Source organism: Janthinobacterium aestuarii (assembly GCF_046113285.1).
Classification (GTDB): domain Bacteria; phylum Pseudomonadota; class Gammaproteobacteria; order Burkholderiales; family Burkholderiaceae_D; genus Janthinobacterium.
This window is the reverse complement of sequence record NZ_CP142524.1, coordinates 5,453,718-5,470,932: the sequence shown is the minus strand read 5'-3', so window position 1 is coordinate 5,470,932 and position 17,215 is coordinate 5,453,718. Positions and strand designations below refer to the sequence as shown.

12 protein-coding genes are annotated in these 17,215 nt (G+C 62.2%); 5 read left to right on the top strand and 7 right to left on the bottom strand.

Annotation, left to right across the window (positions count from 1 at the left end; translation table 11 throughout):
* Positions 1-142 precede the first annotated feature (142 nt).
* Positions 143-2,809 (top strand): DNA topoisomerase III, encoded by a 2,667-nt coding sequence (locus OX462_RS24585; protein WP_409027272.1) that lies wholly within the window; start codon positions 143-145, stop codon positions 2,807-2,809.
* Between the two features lie 62 nt (positions 2,810-2,871).
* Here the strand turns inward: OX462_RS24585 and OX462_RS24580 are convergent, their stop codons facing one another.
* From OX462_RS24580 to OX462_RS24570, 3 genes are all read right to left on the bottom strand, one after another.
* On the bottom strand, positions 2,872-3,606 hold the full coding sequence (locus tag OX462_RS24580; protein WP_409027271.1) for a hypothetical protein: 735 nt from the start codon (positions 3,604-3,606) through the stop codon (positions 2,872-2,874).
* A gap of 74 nt (positions 3,607-3,680) precedes the next feature.
* Complete coding sequence (locus tag OX462_RS24575) at positions 3,681-5,090, bottom strand: alkaline phosphatase (protein WP_409027270.1); 1,410 nt, start codon at positions 5,088-5,090, stop codon at positions 3,681-3,683.
* A gap of 29 nt (positions 5,091-5,119) precedes the next feature.
* On the bottom strand, positions 5,120-6,571 hold the full coding sequence (locus tag OX462_RS24570) for an alkaline phosphatase (protein ID WP_099409856.1): 1,452 nt from the start codon (positions 6,569-6,571) through the stop codon (positions 5,120-5,122).
* Between the two features lie 269 nt (positions 6,572-6,840).
* Between OX462_RS24570 and OX462_RS24565 the strand changes: the two genes are divergently transcribed.
* From OX462_RS24565 to OX462_RS24550, 4 genes are all read left to right on the top strand, one after another.
* Positions 6,841-7,710 carry an MBL fold metallo-hydrolase gene (locus OX462_RS24565; RefSeq protein WP_409027269.1) on the top strand — a complete coding sequence of 290 codons (870 nt, stop codon included), beginning with the start codon at positions 6,841-6,843 and terminating at the stop codon, positions 7,708-7,710.
* Positions 7,711-7,724: 14 nt separating this feature from the next.
* A complete protein-coding gene (locus tag OX462_RS24560; protein WP_070289988.1) occupies positions 7,725-8,381 on the top strand; it encodes a DsbA family protein in 657 nt (218 codons plus the stop codon).
* 94 nt (positions 8,382-8,475) lie between these two features.
* Positions 8,476-9,939 carry a catalase gene (locus OX462_RS24555; RefSeq protein ID WP_409027268.1) on the top strand — a complete coding sequence of 488 codons (1,464 nt, stop codon included), beginning with the start codon at positions 8,476-8,478 and terminating at the stop codon, positions 9,937-9,939.
* Between the two features lie 178 nt (positions 9,940-10,117).
* Entirely contained in the window at positions 10,118-10,501 is a 384-nt protein-coding gene (locus OX462_RS24550; RefSeq protein WP_070222728.1) for a hypothetical protein, read from the top strand.
* A gap of 54 nt (positions 10,502-10,555) precedes the next feature.
* On the opposite strand, the gene OX462_RS24545 is transcribed toward OX462_RS24550, so the two are convergent.
* The 4 genes from OX462_RS24545 to OX462_RS24530 all read right to left on the bottom strand — a co-directional run bounded on the left by OX462_RS24545 (position 10,556) and on the right by OX462_RS24530 (position 17,200).
* A complete protein-coding gene (locus OX462_RS24545; RefSeq protein ID WP_409027267.1) occupies positions 10,556-14,134 on the bottom strand; it encodes an ABC transporter permease/M1 family aminopeptidase in 3,579 nt (1,192 codons plus the stop codon).
* A 10-nt stretch (positions 14,135-14,144) separates the two neighbouring features.
* The gene (locus tag OX462_RS24540; protein WP_070222726.1) at positions 14,145-15,038 is read right to left on the bottom strand and encodes an ABC transporter ATP-binding protein; all 894 of its coding nucleotides are present in this window, start codon (positions 15,036-15,038) and stop codon (positions 14,145-14,147) included.
* Positions 15,039-15,220: 182 nt separating this feature from the next.
* Positions 15,221-16,417: an ABC transporter permease gene (locus tag OX462_RS24535; protein ID WP_070222724.1), complete on the bottom strand. Its 1,197-nt coding sequence runs from the start codon at positions 16,415-16,417 to the stop codon at positions 15,221-15,223.
* A 3-nt stretch (positions 16,418-16,420) separates the two neighbouring features.
* Positions 16,421-17,200 carry an ABC transporter ATP-binding protein gene (locus OX462_RS24530; RefSeq protein ID WP_121670933.1) on the bottom strand — a complete coding sequence of 260 codons (780 nt, stop codon included), beginning with the start codon at positions 17,198-17,200 and terminating at the stop codon, positions 16,421-16,423.
* Positions 17,201-17,215: the final 15 nt, after the last annotated feature.

Sequence of the window (17,215 nt, the reverse complement as noted above, 5' to 3'; positions counted from 1 at the left end):
CTTCAATAGGCGCTTATCATTGGCCGCTTGACAAGACCACAAGTCACAAGGCCTTGCGCAGACAAAAGCGTCGGCGCCTGGCAATGCACTGTATGATGCGCATGCTGAAACTATCCTAGAGCATTTTTCGAGACCAAAAAATATGACAAAAACCCTCATCATCGCCGAGAAGCCTTCTGTCGCGAACGATATCGCGAAGACGCTTGGCGGCTTCACCAAGCACGATGAGTACTTTGAATCGGATGAATACGTCCTGTCGTCGGCGGTCGGCCACTTGCTGGAGATCGCCGTACCGGAAGAATTCGACGTGAAGCGCGGCAAATGGAGTTTCGCGCACTTGCCGATGATTCCACCGTATTTCGCGCTCAATCCCATCCCGAAGACGGAAGCGCGCCTCAAAGTATTAAACAAGCTGATCAAACGTAAAGACGTTTCCACCCTCATCAACGCATGCGATGCGGGGCGCGAAGGCGAGCTGATTTTCCGCCTGATCGCGCAAAACGCCAAGGCCAAGCAACCGGTCAAGCGCCTGTGGCTGCAGTCGATGACGCCGGGCGCCATCCGCGACGGTTTTGCGCACCTGCGCAGCGACGAAGAAATGCTGCCGCTGGCCGACGCGGCCCGCTGCCGTTCGGAAGCCGATTGGTTGATCGGCATCAATGGCACGCGCGCCATGACGGCGTTTAATTCGAAAGAAGGCGGTTTTTACCTGACCACCGTGGGCCGCGTGCAAACGCCGACCCTGTCCATCGTCGTTGAACGCGAAGACAAAATCAAGAAATTCGTGCCGCGCGACTTCTGGGAAGTGCGCGCCGAATTCGTCTGCGCGGCCGGCATCTATGAAGGCCGCTGGCTCGACACGAAGTTCAAGAAGGACGAGAACGACCCCGAGAAGCGCGCCGAGCGCCTGTGGAGCAAGACGGCTGCCGACTCGATCGCCACCGCCTGCCGCGGCCGCCAAGGCATCGTCACGGAAGAATCGAAACCGACCACCTCGATGGCGCCGGGCCTGTTCGACCTGACCAGTCTGCAGCGCGAAGCGAACTCGCGTTTCGGCTTCTCCGCCAAGAACACGCTGGGCCTGGCACAGGCGCTGTATGAAAAGCACAAGGTCTTGACGTATCCGCGTACCGATTCGCGCCACCTGCCGGAAGACTACATGCCGACCGTGCTGCAGGCGCTGGAAACGGTCAAGGAAAACAGCAACTACCACCAGTTCGCCAAGCAGATCATCGACAAGGGCTGGGTCAAGCCGAACAAGCGCATTTTCGACAACACGAAAATCTCGGATCACTTCGCGATCATCCCGACGACGATTGCGCCAAAGAATTTGTCCGAGCCGGAACAGAAGTTGTACGACCTGGTCACGCGCCGCTTTATGGCCGTGTTCTTCCCGCCTGCGGAATTCCAGGTCACCACGCGCTATACGGAAGTGTCCGGCCATCAGTTCAAGACTGAAGGCAAGGTCATGACCAATCCGGGCTGGCTGGCCATCTACGGCAAGGAAGCGTCGACGGACGCCGACAAGGAAAGCAATGGCAACGGCAACCTGGTGCCCGTCGCCAAGGGCGAGAAAGTGCAGACGGAAAGCGTCACCGCCAACGGGCTGGTGACGAAACCGCCAGCGCGTTTCACGGAAGCGACCTTGCTGTCGGCCATGGAAGGCGCCGGCAAGCTGATCGACGACGACGAGCTGCGCGACGCGATGGCCGGCAAGGGGCTTGGAACCCCGGCCACGCGCGCGGCCACCATCGAGGGCTTGCTGACGGAACGCTACCTGATCCGCGAAGGCCGCGAACTGATCCCGACGGCCAAGGCATCGCAGCTGATGACTTTGCTCAAAGGCCTGGGCGTCAATGAATTGACGGCGCCTGAGCTGACGGGCGAGTGGGAATACAAGCTGTCGCAGATGGAAAAAGGCAAGATCTCGCGCGAAGAATTCATGCGCGAAATCGCGCAGATGACGCAAATCATCGTCAAGCGCGCCAAGGAATACGACAACGACACGATTCCCGGCGACTACGCGACCCTGGAAACGCCGTGCCCGAATTGCGGCGGCGTGGTGAAGGAAAACTACCGTCGTTTCGCCTGCACCAAGTGCGAATTCTCGATGAGCAAGACGCCGGGTTCGCGCCAGTTCGAAATCGCCGAAGTGGAGCAATTGCTGAAGGACCGCACCATCGGCCCGCTGCAAGGCTTCCGCTCGAAGATGGGCCGTCCGTTCGCCGCCATCCTGCGCATCGTGCGCGATGAAGAGATCAAGAATTTCAAGCTGGAATTCGATTTCGGCCAGAACGACGAGAGCGAAGATGGCGAAGGTGTCGATTTCACGGGTCAGACGCCTGTGGGACCTTGCCCCAAGTGCAATGCCGGCGTGTACGAAATGGGCCTGGCCTATGTGTGCGAACATAGCGTAGCCAAGCCGAAGACGTGCGATTTCCGCAGCGGCCGCATCATCTTGCAGCAGGAAATCTTGCCGGAACAAATGGCAAAACTGCTCAACGATGGCAAGACGGACTTGCTGCCGGGCTTCGTATCGCAGCGCACGCGCCGTCCGTTCAAGGCTTTCCTCGTGCGGGGCAAGGATGGCAAAGTGAGCTTCGAGTTTGAAGAGCGCAAGGCCAAGCCGGGTGCGAAGACAAAGGCTGCCGCTGCCGAGGTCGAAGGCGAAGAAGGCGCGGCACCAGCGAAGAAAACGGCCGTCAAGAAAGCGGCAGCCGTCAAAAAGGCACCGGCCAAGAAGGCCACGGCCGTGAAAAAGCCGGCCGCCAAGAAGGCGCCGGCGAAGAAGGCGGCAACGGCCGAGTAATCGGACGCCAGCCAGGCAAAAGCCAGGGATTTCCCTGGCTTTTTTTATGTCCCGAGGCTGGCTTAGTCCAGGTAGTCGGAGTACTCGCGCTGCGCGTAATTCTGCAGGTTGGCCCACGGCTGCGCCTTGCTGACGGTCGGCTGCAGCTTGACGTCGACCCGGCGATAGAAGGTATTCGCGCGGTCGCCGCTTTCGATGATCAGGGGAATCTGCTTTTGTTCATCCCACAGGATGCGCTGGAACACGCCGTTCTTTTCCACTTCGCGCCAGCGCGCCCCCGTCACGTTCGATGCCTGTTTCGACAGCGGCATGGCGGCCACCAGTTTCGGGTCCAGCAGATAAAAACTGTTTTCCCAGGAACCGTCGAAATTGACGTTTTCGTACTCGGCCTTGGGAATCGAGACGACGATCTTGTCGTGCGCATCGATGTATTCCACGCGCACGGTGTTCTTTTCCAGCATCACGTGGCGCGGGATCAGCACGGGATTGAAGTGCTTGTGTTCATGCTGCGTGGCCGCAGTCGACGTTTTCAGGGCCACCTTGGTGTTGTCGCCATGCTTGTGGCCCGCATGCGGGTCCGTCGACGGCGCCAGCACGCGCTCGACCCACACGTGGCCGGGGCGGCGCAGCATCTTTTCTTCGTAGCGGCTTTCGCGCGTCACGCCTTCCGGCGTCAGGACGCGGCTGTAATAGGTGATGCCCAGGTCCAGGTCGGCAGGAGCAGCAGCGGTGGGGGCGGCTTGGGTGCTGGCGGCAAAGCCGGCGGCGAGGAGGACGGCGATCAGGGACGATTTCATGGTGGTGCCTTTACGTGCAGAGGGGCGGAGGGCATACGCCATCCGCCCCGGTGGGGTTGCCGTGTTGATGTGGATCAGAAGCCGAAGGCCGCCTTCAGCAAATCAAATACCTTGGTGTTGTCCAGGGTGCCCTTGAAGGTCTTCGCGCCGGCGCCCGTGGCCAGCAGCTTGACGTCGCCGCCGCCATGGGTTTCGCTGGCCAGGCGCACGCCTGTTTCTTGCAGGTAGTTGTCTTTCAGCGCCGTGGCGCTGTCGACGTTGCTGCGCAAGTCAGGGCGGTTCGGGCCATTGCCGAATACCAAAGTGGTGTAGGTGTTGCCATCGGCATCCTTGCTTGGCTGGTTATCCTTGTAGCCGCGGTTGATGTCGAGGATATTGTTGCCGCGCTTGCCGTAGCCGTTGAAGGCCAGCGTGTGGTCATGGTCGGCCGTGACGACGATCAGGGTATTGGCCAGGGTCGGGTCGGTTTCCTTGATCTTGGCGATGGCCGCCTTGATGGCGTCGTCGAAGGCGATGGTGTCCGTCAGCGCGCGCTTGGCATTGATGCCGTGCAAGGCGTGGTCGATGCGGCCGCCTTCGACCATCAGGAAGTAGCCGTTCGTGTTTTTCGACAGCAAGTCGATGGCTTTCAGCGTCATTTCCGACAGGCTAGGCTGGGTCGCGCCTTCGCCCAGCGGCGGCGTGGCCGTGCGGTCCAGTTCATATTCGAGGTGGCTGCGGGTGCTGTACAGGCCGATGAATTTCTTGCCGCTCGGCGCTGCCGCCATTTCCGCTTTCGTCGCGGCCACGGTGTAGCCCTTGGCGGCAAACTCCGTCAGCAGGTTGCGGCCATCGGCGCGGCCGTACTTGTTGCTCGTCGACCAAGGCGTGAAGTGGTTGCGGCCGCCACCCATCAGCACGTCGACGCCATCGCCGAGGGCTGCGTTGTAGCCGGCGCCGCCTGGCGCCGTTTGCGCGGCGATCGCGTATTGCGCATTGCGGTTGCAGATGTGCGAGAACGTCGTCGCCGGCGTGGCGTGCGTCAGTTCCGTGGTAGTGATGGCACCCACGGCCTTGCCCTTGGCTTTCGCCAGTTCCAGGATGGTCGGCACGGTCTTGCCGCCGGCCGGGCAATTGTCCACGCCCAGGTTGCCGTTGGCGTCGCGGCCGGGTTCCTTGGCGATCGTGTCCTGCGCCATCGAGATGACTTCATTGTTCATCTTGACGCCGGTCATGTAGGCGGCCATCGATGGCGCGCTGTCCGTCGTTTGCGCATCGTTCGAGAACGTCTTGATGCGCGCCGTGCGTTCCAGCGTATCCATGGTCAGGCTGCCGTCTTCGCCGTATTTGTAGATGCGCGACGCCGTCACGACGGACGGGCCCATGCCGTCGCCGAGGAAGAAGATGACGTTCTTCGCGTCGGCGGCGTAGGCGCTGGCGACGCTGGCGGCCACGAGCGTGGTCAGCAAGGAGAGTTTCAGGGCGGGTTTCAATGCGAGTTTCATGTGCTTGTCCAATTCTTGTCTCTTGGGGATTACAGACCGCCGGCGGTCTTGACCAGGCCGAATACTTTGGTGTTGTCGATGGTGCCCAGGAAGGTTTCCGAACCCTTGCCGATGGCGCCCAGGAAGACGTCGGTGCCGCCGTGGGTCTCGTTGCCCGCCGTGGTGCGGATCACCGCTTCCTGGTGGTAGGTATTGGCGCTGGTGACGGTTTCATCGAGGCTGGCCATGGCGGCGCGGCTCGACTGCGTGCGGTTTTCGCCATTGCCGAAGCCGATGATCGAATACGGTGCGCCGTCCAGGTCTTTCTCGACCGCGCCGGTGACGTAGTTCTTCACCACGCCCAGCACGCCAGGGTTGCCGGCAGCCGTCTTGCCCGTGCGCTTGGCGTAGCCGTTCAGCACCAGGGTGTGGTCATGGTCGGCCGTGACGACGATCAGGGTATTGGCCAGGGTCGGATCGGTGAGCTTGGCTTTTTCGATGGCGGCCTTGATGGCGTTGTCGAAAGCGACCGTGTCTTGCAGCGCCTTCTTGGCCGTCGTTTCGTGCAGCGCATGGTCGATGCGGCCGCCTTCGACCATCAGGAAGTAACCCTTCTTGTTCTTCGCCAGCACGTCCATGGCCTTGGTGGTCATTTCCGCCAGGCTAGGTTCCTTGGCCGCATCGCGGTCCAGGTCGTAGCTCATGTGGCTGGAAGTGAACACGCCGAACAAACGGTCCGTCTTGGCCGGATCGACGGCCTTGAAGTCGGTGGCGTTGTTGGCGACCGTATAGCTCTTCGCTTTCAGTTCGGCCACCAGGTCGCGGTCGTCGGAACGCTTGCCGCCGCTCTTGAATGGCGTAAAGAATTGCGCGCCGCCACCGAGGACCACTTCCAGGCCGGTGGTGCCCAGGGCGCTGTTGTAGCCCGTGCCGCCCGGCACCAGGGCTGCGGCGATATCGTTTTCCAGGTCGCGGTGGCAGATGTGCGCGTAGGTCGCGGCCGGCGTGGCGTGCGTCACGCGCGCCGTGCTGACGACGCCGGCGGCAAAGCCCTTGGCCTTGGCCAGTTCCAGCAAGGTGGTGGCGGGCGTGCCGTTGCCGGTGCCGCATTTGTTGACCAGCTTGTTGCCGTTCGCATCCGTGCCCGGATCGATGGCGACCGTGTTGGCCGACATCGAGATGACTTCATTGTTCATCTTGACGCCGGTCATGTAGGCGGCCATCGACGGCGCGCTGTCGGTCACTTGCGCGTCGTTCGAGAACGTCTTGACGAAGGCCGTTTCCGGCAGGGTGTCCATGGTCAGCGAACCGTCTTCGCCCACCGAATAGATGCGCGCGGCCGTCATGGTGGTCAGGCCCATGCCATCGCCGAGGAAGAAGATGACGTTTTTCGGCGGCGCTTCAGCCACTACCTCTTCTTTTTTTGCATCGCTGCCGCAGGCGGCCAGCATCAGGGTGATGGCGACGCTGCAGCCAGCGACGGAAATTTTTCTGCGTGTCATGTGGTTCATCCGGCTAGGTTTGAAAGAGCTAGCAAGATAGCAATCCAATGTGACACCCTCATGACGCTGTGACATGTTTTGTGACGGCGCCACACCGCCGCAGCGGCGTGGCTTTCGCGCACGTCTACGCCGGAAAAATACGCCGTACCGTGCCCGCCATCGGTAGATTGCATCGAAATGAGCAACAAACTATTGCGTTTTAACTAGTTTTTCTACCGAATCAAGCAACGTAAGATGCCGTCATCCCAATCATTTTGTGAAGGCAGATCATGTTCTCCAAATCCATCAGCAGCGTTCTTGTTTCCACCCTGTTTGCCGCCGGCGCCGCCTCGGCCGCCGCCAGCGCCCCCTTGACCCTGGAAGTATTCAACCCGGGCGAAGCGGCGATTTTCCCCGTCGCTTCCGTGCTGGTGGCGGGCAAGCATGACGCCGTGCTGATCGATGCGCAGTTTTCGCGCGCCGAAGCGCAAAAGCTGGTGGAGAAGATCCGCGCCAGCGGCAAGAAACTGACGACCGTGTACATCAGCCACAGCGACCCCGATTTTTACTTTGGCCTCGATGTGATCAAGGCAGCTTTCCCGAAGGCAAAGATCGTCGCCACGCCGGAAACCGTGGCCGAGATCCGCCGCAAGGCTGACGCCAAGGTCGCCTACTGGGGGCCTATCCTGAAAGACAATGCGCCGCACGCCATCGTCATTCCCGAAGCCTTGAAAGGCAAGCGCATCAGCCTGGAAGGCCAGTCGCTCGATATCGCCGGCCCGACGCCAGCGCGCACCTATGTGTGGATTCCATCGATCAAGGCCGTCGTCGGCGGCGTGGTGCTGTTTGGTAACTTGCACGTGTGGACGGCCGATACGCAAAGCCTGCAATCGCGCCAGGACTGGCTCAAGACGCTGGACGGCATCGCGGCGCTGCAGCCCGTCACCGTCGTGCCTGGCCACTTCAAGGTCGGTTCGCCCCTGACGCCCGACAGCATCGGTTTTACGCGCGACTACCTGGTGACGTTCGAAGCGGAAACGGCCAAGGCCGCCAATTCGGCCGCCCTGATCGCCGCCATGAAACAGCACTACCCGCAACTCGGCCTCGATGGCGCGCTGGAAACGAGCGCCAAGGTGGCCAAGGGTGAAATGCAATGGTAAGCGGCAAGGCCGGCATGCCCACATTGCACTACATTTTCGACCCCCTGTGCGGCTGGTGCTACGGAGCGGCGCCGCTGGTCGAGGCGGCGCGCGCCGTGCCCGGCCTGACGGTGGCCTTCCACGGCGGCGGCATGATGACGGGCAGCAATCGCCGCCAGATCACGCCCGCCTGGCGCGGCTATGTGCTGCCGCACGACCGGCGCATCGAGCAATTGTCGGGCCAGCCTTTCGGCGACGCCTATATCAACGGCTTGCTGAACGACACGACGGCCATGATGGATTCCGAACCGCCGATCACGGCCATCCTGGCGGCTGAATCGCTGGCCGGCAAGGGCCTGGACATGCTGCAGCGCGTGCAGCGCGCCCATTACATGGACGGCTTGCGCATCGCCGACGTGCCCGTGCTGGTGTCCTTGGCGCAAGAGCTGGGCATGGACGGGGCCGCATTCGGGGCGGAATATGCCCGGCAGGCGGGCGCTGCCACGCAACAGCACATCGACGCCAGCCGGGCCTTGCTGGCGCAGGTGGGCGGGCAGGGCTTTCCCACGTTCGTGCTCGACGATGGCAGCGGCAAGCTGTCCGTGATCGATATCGGCGGCTTCCTGGGCCAGCCTGCGAAGTTGCAGGCGGAACTCGGTGGCGTGTGCGATGCTCACGGCTGTGCATTGTAAATAGCTATCAGTTCGATAAAATCAATTAGCTTTTCCTTTGTTGTTGACCTCGTTACACTAGGTTTCATCAGTCAACAACGAAGGAAAAGCAGTCATGAGCCAACAGCCGCCATTCAGTACCGCCTCGGGCATCCCCGTCGCCGACAACCAGAATTCCATCAGCGCCGGTCCCCGTGGCCCGCTGCTGCTGCAAGACTTCCATCTGATCGAAAAACTCCAGCATTTCAACCGCGAGCGCATCCCCGAGCGCGTCGTGCACGCCAAAGGCTCGGGCGCTTACGGCACCTTTACCGTCACGCACGACATTTCGCGCTATACCAAGGCCAAGCTGTTCAGTGAAGTGGGCAAGCAGACGGCCACCTTCGCCCGTTTCTCCACCGTCGGCGGCGAACGCGGCAGTGCGGATACGGAACGCGACCCGCGCGGCTTCGCCGTGCGTTTTTATACGGAAGAGGGTAACTGGGACCTGGTCGGCAACAACACGCCGATGTTCTTCATCAAGGACCCGATCAAGTTCCCCGATTTCGTCCACACGCAAAAGCGCGATCCGCAAAGCAATCTGAAATCGGCCGAGATGATGTTCGACTTCTGGAGCCATGCGCCGGAAAGCCTGCACCAGGTCACCATGCTGTTCTCGGACCGCGGCACGCCGGACGGCTACCGCCACATGGACGGCTTCGGCAGCCACACGTATAGCCTGATCAATGCGGACGGCCAGCGCGTGTTCGTGAAATGGCACTTCAAGACGCGCCAGGGCATCAAGAATTTGCCTGCGGCGGAAGCGGGCCGCCTGGCCGGTGCCGATCCCGACTACGCCCAGCGCGACCTGTTCGGCGCCATCGAACGCGGCGATTTCCCCCAGTGGGAAGTCAAGCTGCAGGTGGCGACGCAGGAGCAGCTCGATGCCTGGGAGCAGCGCACGGGCTGGAACCCGTTCGACCTGACGAAGGTGTGGCCGCACGCGGACTTCCCGCTGTTGCCCGTCGGTATTTTCGAGCTGAACCGCAACCCGGACAATTACCACGCGGAAGTCGAGCAAGCCGCCTTTTCGCCGGCCAACGCCGTGCCCGGCATGGGATACTCGCCGGACAAGATGCTGCAAGGCCGCTTGTTCGCCTACCACGACGCCCAGCTGTACCGCGTCGGCACGAACCACCAGCATTTGCCCGTGAATGCGGCCCGCTGCCCCTTCCATAACCAGCAGCGCGACGGCGGCATGGCGATCCACAATGGCAGTTCTGCGCAGAATTACGCGAACGTGGCGGCGGCAGGCACGCAGCCGCAGGGGCTGGGCCATGGCGAAGGGGCGCTGGCGCTGGCTGGCGGCGCGGCCCGCTACGATGGACGCGGCGTGGAAGACGATTACACGCAAGCCGGCAATCTGTTCCGCTTGATGTCGGCCCAGGCCAGGCAAAACCTGTTCGACAACCTGGCCGGCCCCCTGAGTCAGGTGCGGCCGGAAACCTTGCAGCGTCAGCTCGCTCACTTCGACCAGGCCGATCCCGCCTATGGCGCCGGCGTGCGGGCCGCCTTGCAGGCACGCGGCGTGGCACTGTAATTGTGTGTGGCAGGCGGAATAAGCTGGTTCCGCCTGTTTGATGCAGCACAAATGAGAGCTTATTAGAGTTGGATGCTAAATATTGCCGTATGGACATATTTGCCTTCCATGCGTAGACTTGTCGGTCTGATGATCGCGCCGCCTTCCTGGCGGCGTCCTGACTAGAAAGTCTTGCAATATGAATATGGCGAAGCTGTGCGTGCATGGGGATGACCCCACGCTCAAATCCATCCTCGAAGTCTTGCCTACCGATCCGGAGCGGCAATGGCGCAAGGGCGAGGCGAAGGGCGCGAATCGCGTGCATCTCGATTCCGGCTTCGACGTGCTGATCGCACAGGCGCCCAAATCGCAAGTGTTGCCCTCGCGCATACGCAGCTACCTGGCCGAATGCCGTTCGCGCGGCGTGACGTTCACCATGCCGCGCATCGTGGCCGAGCTGCAACTGGAGCTGAATGGCGACGACACGGTCGACGCGCCGCTCGACTTGAGCCTGGCCGACATGCAGCACCTGACGGAAATGGGCATCAGCCTGAGCCTGGTGACGCGCTGCGCCGCAGCCTGATTCCCGTGTGACACGCAAAAAAATGTCCGCCCATCAACGGGCGGCCATTTTTCGTCATGGTTCGTCGAGTTCGACGGTGACCATATTGTCATCGGGCTTGCGGTCGATCAGCTTGTTGTCGGGATCGATGCCCGCCTTGCCGGGCCGGCTGCCGACGATGACGGTGTAGCTCGCTTCACGGGCCGTCATGCGCAGGCGTTCGCGCAGCAGCGGATGGCCAGTCGCGTCGTCGACGCCGATCTCGATCCAGTCGTGCAGCGGCGCGTCGTGTTCCTCGCCCTGTTCGCCGGCCGTCAATTTGCTTGCCTGCACCTTCATGGTGACGGCGTACTTGCCATCGCTGCGTTTCGTGGCCGTGGCCGACAGGGCGCGGTTGTCGAACAGCACGATTTTCTCGAACAGGTCGTCGATCAGGTAAACCTGCTCGGGCGGCGTGACCTGGCGCAAGCCCTGGACCAGTGCCGTCACGCTCGCATACGGCGGGCCTTTCTGGCCGTAGGTCTTGAGCAGCTCGCGCAGCACGCCGTTGACCTTGTCCTCGCCGATGATGTCTTGCAGCAAGTACATGGCCAGGCTGCCCTTGTGATAGTGGATGTAGGCCTGGTTTTCATTCTCGGCCAGCGGCAATTCCTTCTTGCGTTCCTCGCTGCGCCCCATCAGGTATTGATTCAGGTCATAGCGCAGGAAACGGCGCATCTTGGCCGGTCCCGCGGTCTTCTTCATCACCATCAGGGCCGAATATTCGGCCAGGGTTTCGCTGAGCACGGTGGCGCCCCGCGTATTGCCGCCCACCAACTGATGCGCCCACCACTGGTGCGCCACTTCATGCGCCGTGATGTAGAACGGATAGTCGATATCCTTCGGGTTCTTGTCGTCCACCTTGGCGATAAAACCCAGGCCTTCCGAGTACGGTATCGTGTTCGGGAACGATTGCGCAAACGTGGCGTAGCGGGGGAATTCGACGATGCGCAGGATCTTGTGCTGGTAGGGGCCGAAGTTCTTCGTGTAGTACTCGAGCGCTTCCTTGCTGCCGCGCACGAAACGCTCGAGGTTGTATTCATGGCCAGGATGGTAATACACGTCGATGGCCACGTCTTGCCAGCGCTCGTGCTTGACGGCGTAGCGGGCCGACTGGAACGCGTAGAAGTTCAGGATAGGCTGGTCCATCGTGTAATGGAAGTAATGGCGGCCCTTGGCGATCCAGTCGTTGTCCAGCATGCCCGGCGCGATGGCCGTCTGGCCGTCGACGGTGCTGACGGTGGCGTCAAAGTTGATGCGGTCGGCGTCGTTGCTGACGTAATTGTCGGCCAATCCCTTCGCATCGTCGCGCGGCAAGGCCCGTTCGCGCGCGGGCAAGCCGTGTTTCTTGCGGTCGCGCGGGTCCGTCAATTCCAGCTGCGGCTGGTAACCGATGTGCGGCAGCACGGCATTCGTGAAGAAAGTGCCGTTGGCCACCACGGGCGTGTCCTGGCCCAGGCCGAAGATGCCGCGCGGCGCGTAGCGGATGTCGAAATCGAGGCCCAGGGTGGCGCCCGGCGCCAGCGGCGCAGCCAGGCGGTAGCTGTAAAAGCCCAGCTTGCCGTCATCGAGGCCGGGATGCACGCGCGTATCGAAACGCAGGCGCATGGTGGCCGTCGGGTCTTGTTGCACAAAAATGTGGCTGATCGGCAGGCTGGTCTTGTTTTGCAGCAGATAGCGGCCCGTGACGGCCAAGGTGCGCTGCGCCGGGTAGATGGCCACGTCGAGTTTCACGTCGGTGATTCTCGGCTGCGGCGTGGCGGCAAACTTGCGGTACTGGCGCTCGATGCTGGCGCGGTCCGCATCGCGGGAAAATTCGGACTGGTAATCGTTGGCCACGTGGAACACGTAAAACAGCACGCCGCCGGCGCCGACGAAGATCAGGGCGCCGCCGGCAAAGCTGGCCAGCACGCCATGCGTGAGGCCGTGGCGCGCCAGGCGCAGGCGGATGCGCCAGCTGTCCTGCGCGCCGCGGGGCCAGAACAGCAGCGACAGCACCGTCAGCATGACGGCCGCGCCGCTCCAGTACAGCAAGTACCAGCGCTCGCGCAACACAAAGTGGCCGGCGCCGTTCATGGCCGAATACACGACCTCCGGCGTGCTGCCGTACAGCAGCAGCGGGTCGCCGAGGCCCAGCGAGGAAAAGCTGATGCTGGCGATGTGGTACAGAATCATGGCGAAATACGCCAGGTATTTCTGATTGATCAGCACTTGCACGAAGATGGCCAGCACGGCGACCAGCGCATAGTAGGGCAGGTGCGACAGGAACAGCGATTCCACGTACAGGCCGGGGTCGAGGCGGTAATAGCCCTTGAAGACCTGGATCGACATGCCGCACAGCATGATGACCAGGCTTAGCAAGGCTTGCAGGCCGACCAGCGCACACAGTTTCGACAGCAGGGGCAGCCAGTTCGGCACGGGCAGGGCGTCGAGCATCAGATGCGTGCCCGCTTCCCGTTCGCGCCACACCAGCTCGCCCGCGTAGAAGGTGGTAATGATCAGCATGAACAGGGCGAACGAGGCGCTGACCATGTCCAGCACCTTTTCCGTCACGGGATAGGTATTCGTGCCGTAGATGGAGCCCATGTCCAGCGCGCCCGCATACATGGTCAGCACGCCGGCCAGCACGATGACGACGAAATAGATGTTCTTGATGGTCTCGCGCAGGTTCAGCCAGCTCATCTTGAGGAGCAGGACGGCCAGGTTGCGCTGCGCGAAGTCCGGCGTTTCCTGCGTGGACAGCGAAGCGTTCGACAGGCGCTGCGGCGCCTCGCCCTCGCTGCGGCGCCGGGCGGCGCCCGCGTCCGTCGTCGCGTGGAACTGGAAGCGCCAGTAGCCGAGCAGCAAGGCCACGAGGGCGAAGCCGGACCAGATGGCGCGGTTCAGCAGGTACACGCCTTCCAGCGTTACCAGGCGCGTGTTGCGTTCCGCGTTCGGCCAGTATTCCGTCAGGCGTATCAGCGCCGTGGTGCCGAAGGGATCGATCAGGGCGGCCAGGGTCTTGTAGTCGAGGTCGCGCGCCAGCGACGGCGCCACCAGGTAGCCGATCAGCATGACCACCGAGCTGATATACACGGGCAGCATGCGCCGCGTCAGGGCGGCGATGACGAAGAAGATGGCGCCGAAGATGAACAGGTTGGGCAGCAGCGTAAAGACGTAGGGCATCAGATAGGCCAGCGCCCGCTGCGGCCCCAGCCGTTCGGGATCGATGCCGGGCAGCCAGGCGCCCAGCCAGGCGCCGATCACGATGCTGGAAAACACCACGGCCAGCACCAGGTAGGCGCCGAGGAAGCGGCCGAAGACGTACTGGTATTTTTTGATCGGCGCGCTGAAAAAGAAATGCTGCATGCCGTATTCGAAATCCTGCTGCACCGAGCGGCCCATCATGGCGGCCACGACCACGGCGCCGAAGCAGCCCAGCACGCTGCACGTGAACGCCAGCGAACGGGGGGCGTTGATCAGGAACTTGCCGCCGAAACTGATGCTCGCTTCCTTGAAGACGCCGCCTGCGGCCGCCATCCACAGCATGGCCAGCGCCAGGAACATGGCGAAATACACCCAGGTCGACAGCAGCTTGAGCCGCTGTCGTGCTTCAAAGCGGGCGATGGCAAACATGGCCGCCCCCTCAGTCGCATTGCGGGGCGACGCGGTGGCGCCCGGCAATGGTGGCGAAATACAGGTCTTCCAGGTCGCCGATGGCTTCCTCGAAGCCGTCGCCCGGGTCGTCGTCGCTGTAGACGTGGATCAGGGTGCGGCCCGACAGCAAGCGCGTGGAAATGACGGCGTGGCGCTGCTGGAAGCTGGCCAGTTCTTTCTTTTCGACGAAGCGCGCCCAGATCTTGCAGCTGACTTCATCGATCAGTTCCTGGGTCTTGCCGCACAGCAGCAAATGCCCCTTGTTGATGATGGCCATGTTGGCGCACAGGTCGGCCACGTCGGACACGATATGCGTCGACAGGATCACCGTCTTGTCTTCGCCGATGTCGGACAGCAGATTGTGGAAGCGGACTCTCTCCTGCGGGTCGAGGCCGGCCGTCGGCTCGTCGACGATGATCAGTTTCGGGTCGCCCAGCAGGGCTTGCGCGATGCCGAAGCGCTGGCGCATGCCGCCGGAAAAGCCGCCCAGGCGCTGGTGGCGCACGTCGAACAGATTGGTTTGCTGCAATAGCCCATCGACGACTTCGCGCCGGCGCGCCCGCTGCGACAAGCCTTTTAACATGGCGAAGTGGTCGAGCAGCTCGTAGGCCGTCACTTTCGGGTACAGGCCGAAGTCTTGCGGCAGGTAGCCGAGCATGCGACGGATCTCGTCCTTGTCGTCGAGTACGTCGTAGTCGCCGAAGAAGATGGAGCCGGAATCGCATTCCTGCAAGGTGGCCAGGGTGCGCATCAGGGTCGACTTGCCGGCGCCATTCGGGCCCAGCAAGCCAAACATCCCGGGCGGTATCGTCAGCGAAACGTTGTCCAGCGCCACCACGCCATTCGCGTAGGTCTTCGACAATTTGCGGATCTGCAATTCCATACAACTCCTAACTCATGCGTTGCTGCCCGATGCGACAGGGCTACTCTATGCTGGCATTGTATTGAATTTAGGACGCACTGGGCAGTTGCATGCGATACACGGCATTTTCGCGTGCCCAGAGTGCAGTTGGCGAGGGCGGATGGCGGGCCGGTCCTGGTCTTGTCGGCCGCGCCACGAGAGTGTCAGTTACGGAATAAAACCGATTCCCGGTTAAACCACCAGCGGCACAGCATCAGCAGCGCGCCGGCGATCACCGTCGTCGAGGCCAGGATCACGCCGAACATGCGGTAATCCATGGTGCCTTTCACCAGTTCCTTCATGGCCAGCGACACGTTCGTCAGCGGCACCATGGCCCACATCCAGTTCAGCTCGACGCCGGGCAGCATGGCCGTCACCGTGGGCAGGATGACAAACAGCATCAGCGGCGTGATCATGCCGGCCGCCTCCTTGTAGCTCTTCGCGTAGATCGAGATCGACAGCAGCAGCGAGGCGAAGATGGCGGCCGTCGGCACCAGCATCAGGGTCACCATGGCCAGGTCGGGCAAGCCGATGCTGTGCACGAGGATGGCCATGTGGCCTTCCAGCGAGCTGCCGAAGATGGCCAGCAGGACGCCCATGCTGCCCACCATCAGCACGGCGGAGGTCATGCCCACCGTAAACAGCACGAGGAACTTGGCCAGCACGATGGCGCTGCGCGGCACGGGCGCCAGCAGCAGGGTTTCCAGCGTGCCCCGTTCCTTTTCGCCGGCGCCCAGGTCGATGGCCGGATACATGGCTGCCGTCAGGCACACCATCAGCAGCAGATACGGCACCATGCCGCCGATGATGGCGCCCATCTGTTCGCGCTCGTTGGCCGTCGATTGCTTGTCGAGCACGATGGGATTGAGCGCATAGGCCAGCTGGGCAGGGCTCAGGTTCAGGGCGGACAAGGCTCCTTCGCGCAGGCTGGCGTTGTAGGCGTCGACGATTTCGCGCACGCGCTGGTGCGTCACGTCCACCGAGCTGGCGCTGTTGTAGTGCAGGGTCACCTTGGCTTGCGCCTGCTGCTTCAGCGCTTGTTCAAAATGCGGCGGGATGACGACGGCAAACTTGATGGTATCGTCGCCGATGGCGCGGCGGATGTCCGCCTCGCTGGCCAGCGGTACTTCGCGCAGGTTGTGCTGCTGCGCAAACCGCGCGCTCAGGCCCGGCGAATGGTCCTTGCCGAACAGCGCGTAGCGCAGTTCCGCCGTCTTGGCGTTCTTGAACATATTACTTGAAACATAAGCGAAGCCGCCAAAGATCAGCGGCATGGCAAAGATGGGGATGAGGATGGTGAAAATCAGCGTCTTGCGGTCGCGCGTGAGTTCCAGCAACTCTTTCAGATAAATGGTCCACATGGCTCAGGCTCCCTGGTTGATGACGCTGACAAAGGCGTCGTACAGATCGGTACTGCCGCCCAGGTGGCGCAGTTCGTCGACCGTGCCATGGAAGGCGGTGGTGCCGCGGTTGATGATGCAGACGCGGTCGCACAGCTTTTCCACCTCGTGCAGGTGGTGCGTGGAAAAGATCAGCGGCACGCGCAGCGCCTTGTAGCTGGCGATGAAGTCGAGCAGGATCTTGGCCGACATCACGTCCAGGCCCGTGGTCGGCTCGTCGAGGATGACCACTTGCGGCTCGTGCACGACGGTGCGGGCGATCGCGCACTTCTGTTTCATGCCCGTCGACAATTGATCGGCCCGCTTGCCGCCGTATTCTTCCATCTGCAGCAAGGAAAACAGTTCGTCGCAGCGGCGTTTCAGCTTGTCGGCAGGCATGCCATGCAGGCGGCCAAAGTATTCCACGTTTTCGCGCGCCGTCAGGCGGCCGTACAAGCCCGTCGAACCGGACAGGAAACCGATGCTCTGGCGCGCCACCAGCGGCTGGCGCAGCACGTCGACGCCATTGACGAGGGCGCTGCCCGCGTCCGCCTGCAAGGCCGTCGACAGCAGGCGCAGGGTGGTCGTCTTGCCGGCGCCATTCGGACCCAGCAAGCCCAGCACTTCGCCGGGGGCGCAGCTGAAACTGACGTCGCGCACGGCGTGGAACCAGCCCTCATGTTCGCGCGGATCGCTCACGTGCACGTCCTTGCCCTTGTGGGGCGGCATGCGGAAACGTTTTGCCAGGTGCTTGACCTCTATCATGTGCTTCATCCATTC

Excerpts from the sequence above, each read along its gene's own strand:
- OX462_RS24575 (WP_409027270.1), bottom strand. The coding sequence starts at position 5,090 with ATGAAACTCGCATTGAAACCCGCCCTGAAACTCTCCTTGCTGACCACG.
- OX462_RS24560 (WP_070289988.1), top strand. The coding sequence starts at position 7,725 with ATGCCCACATTGCACTACATTTTCGACCCCCTGTGCGGCTGGTGCTAC.
- OX462_RS24585 (WP_409027272.1), top strand. The coding sequence starts at position 143 with ATGACAAAAACCCTCATCATCGCCGAGAAGCCTTCTGTCGCGAACGAT.
- OX462_RS24530 (WP_121670933.1), bottom strand. The coding sequence starts at position 17,200 with ATGATAGAGGTCAAGCACCTGGCAAAACGTTTCCGCATGCCGCCCCAC.
- OX462_RS24545 (WP_409027267.1), bottom strand. The coding sequence starts at position 14,134 with ATGTTTGCCATCGCCCGCTTTGAAGCACGACAGCGGCTCAAGCTGCTG.
- OX462_RS24540 (WP_070222726.1), bottom strand. The coding sequence starts at position 15,038 with ATGGAATTGCAGATCCGCAAATTGTCGAAGACCTACGCGAATGGCGTG.
- OX462_RS24555 (WP_409027268.1), top strand. The coding sequence starts at position 8,476 with ATGAGCCAACAGCCGCCATTCAGTACCGCCTCGGGCATCCCCGTCGCC.
- OX462_RS24550 (WP_070222728.1), top strand. The coding sequence starts at position 10,118 with ATGAATATGGCGAAGCTGTGCGTGCATGGGGATGACCCCACGCTCAAA.
- OX462_RS24535 (WP_070222724.1), bottom strand. The coding sequence starts at position 16,417 with ATGTGGACCATTTATCTGAAAGAGTTGCTGGAACTCACGCGCGACCGC.
- OX462_RS24565 (WP_409027269.1), top strand. The coding sequence starts at position 6,841 with ATGTTCTCCAAATCCATCAGCAGCGTTCTTGTTTCCACCCTGTTTGCC.
- OX462_RS24580 (WP_409027271.1), bottom strand. The coding sequence starts at position 3,606 with ATGAAATCGTCCCTGATCGCCGTCCTCCTCGCCGCCGGCTTTGCCGCC.
- OX462_RS24570 (WP_099409856.1), bottom strand. The coding sequence starts at position 6,571 with ATGACACGCAGAAAAATTTCCGTCGCTGGCTGCAGCGTCGCCATCACC.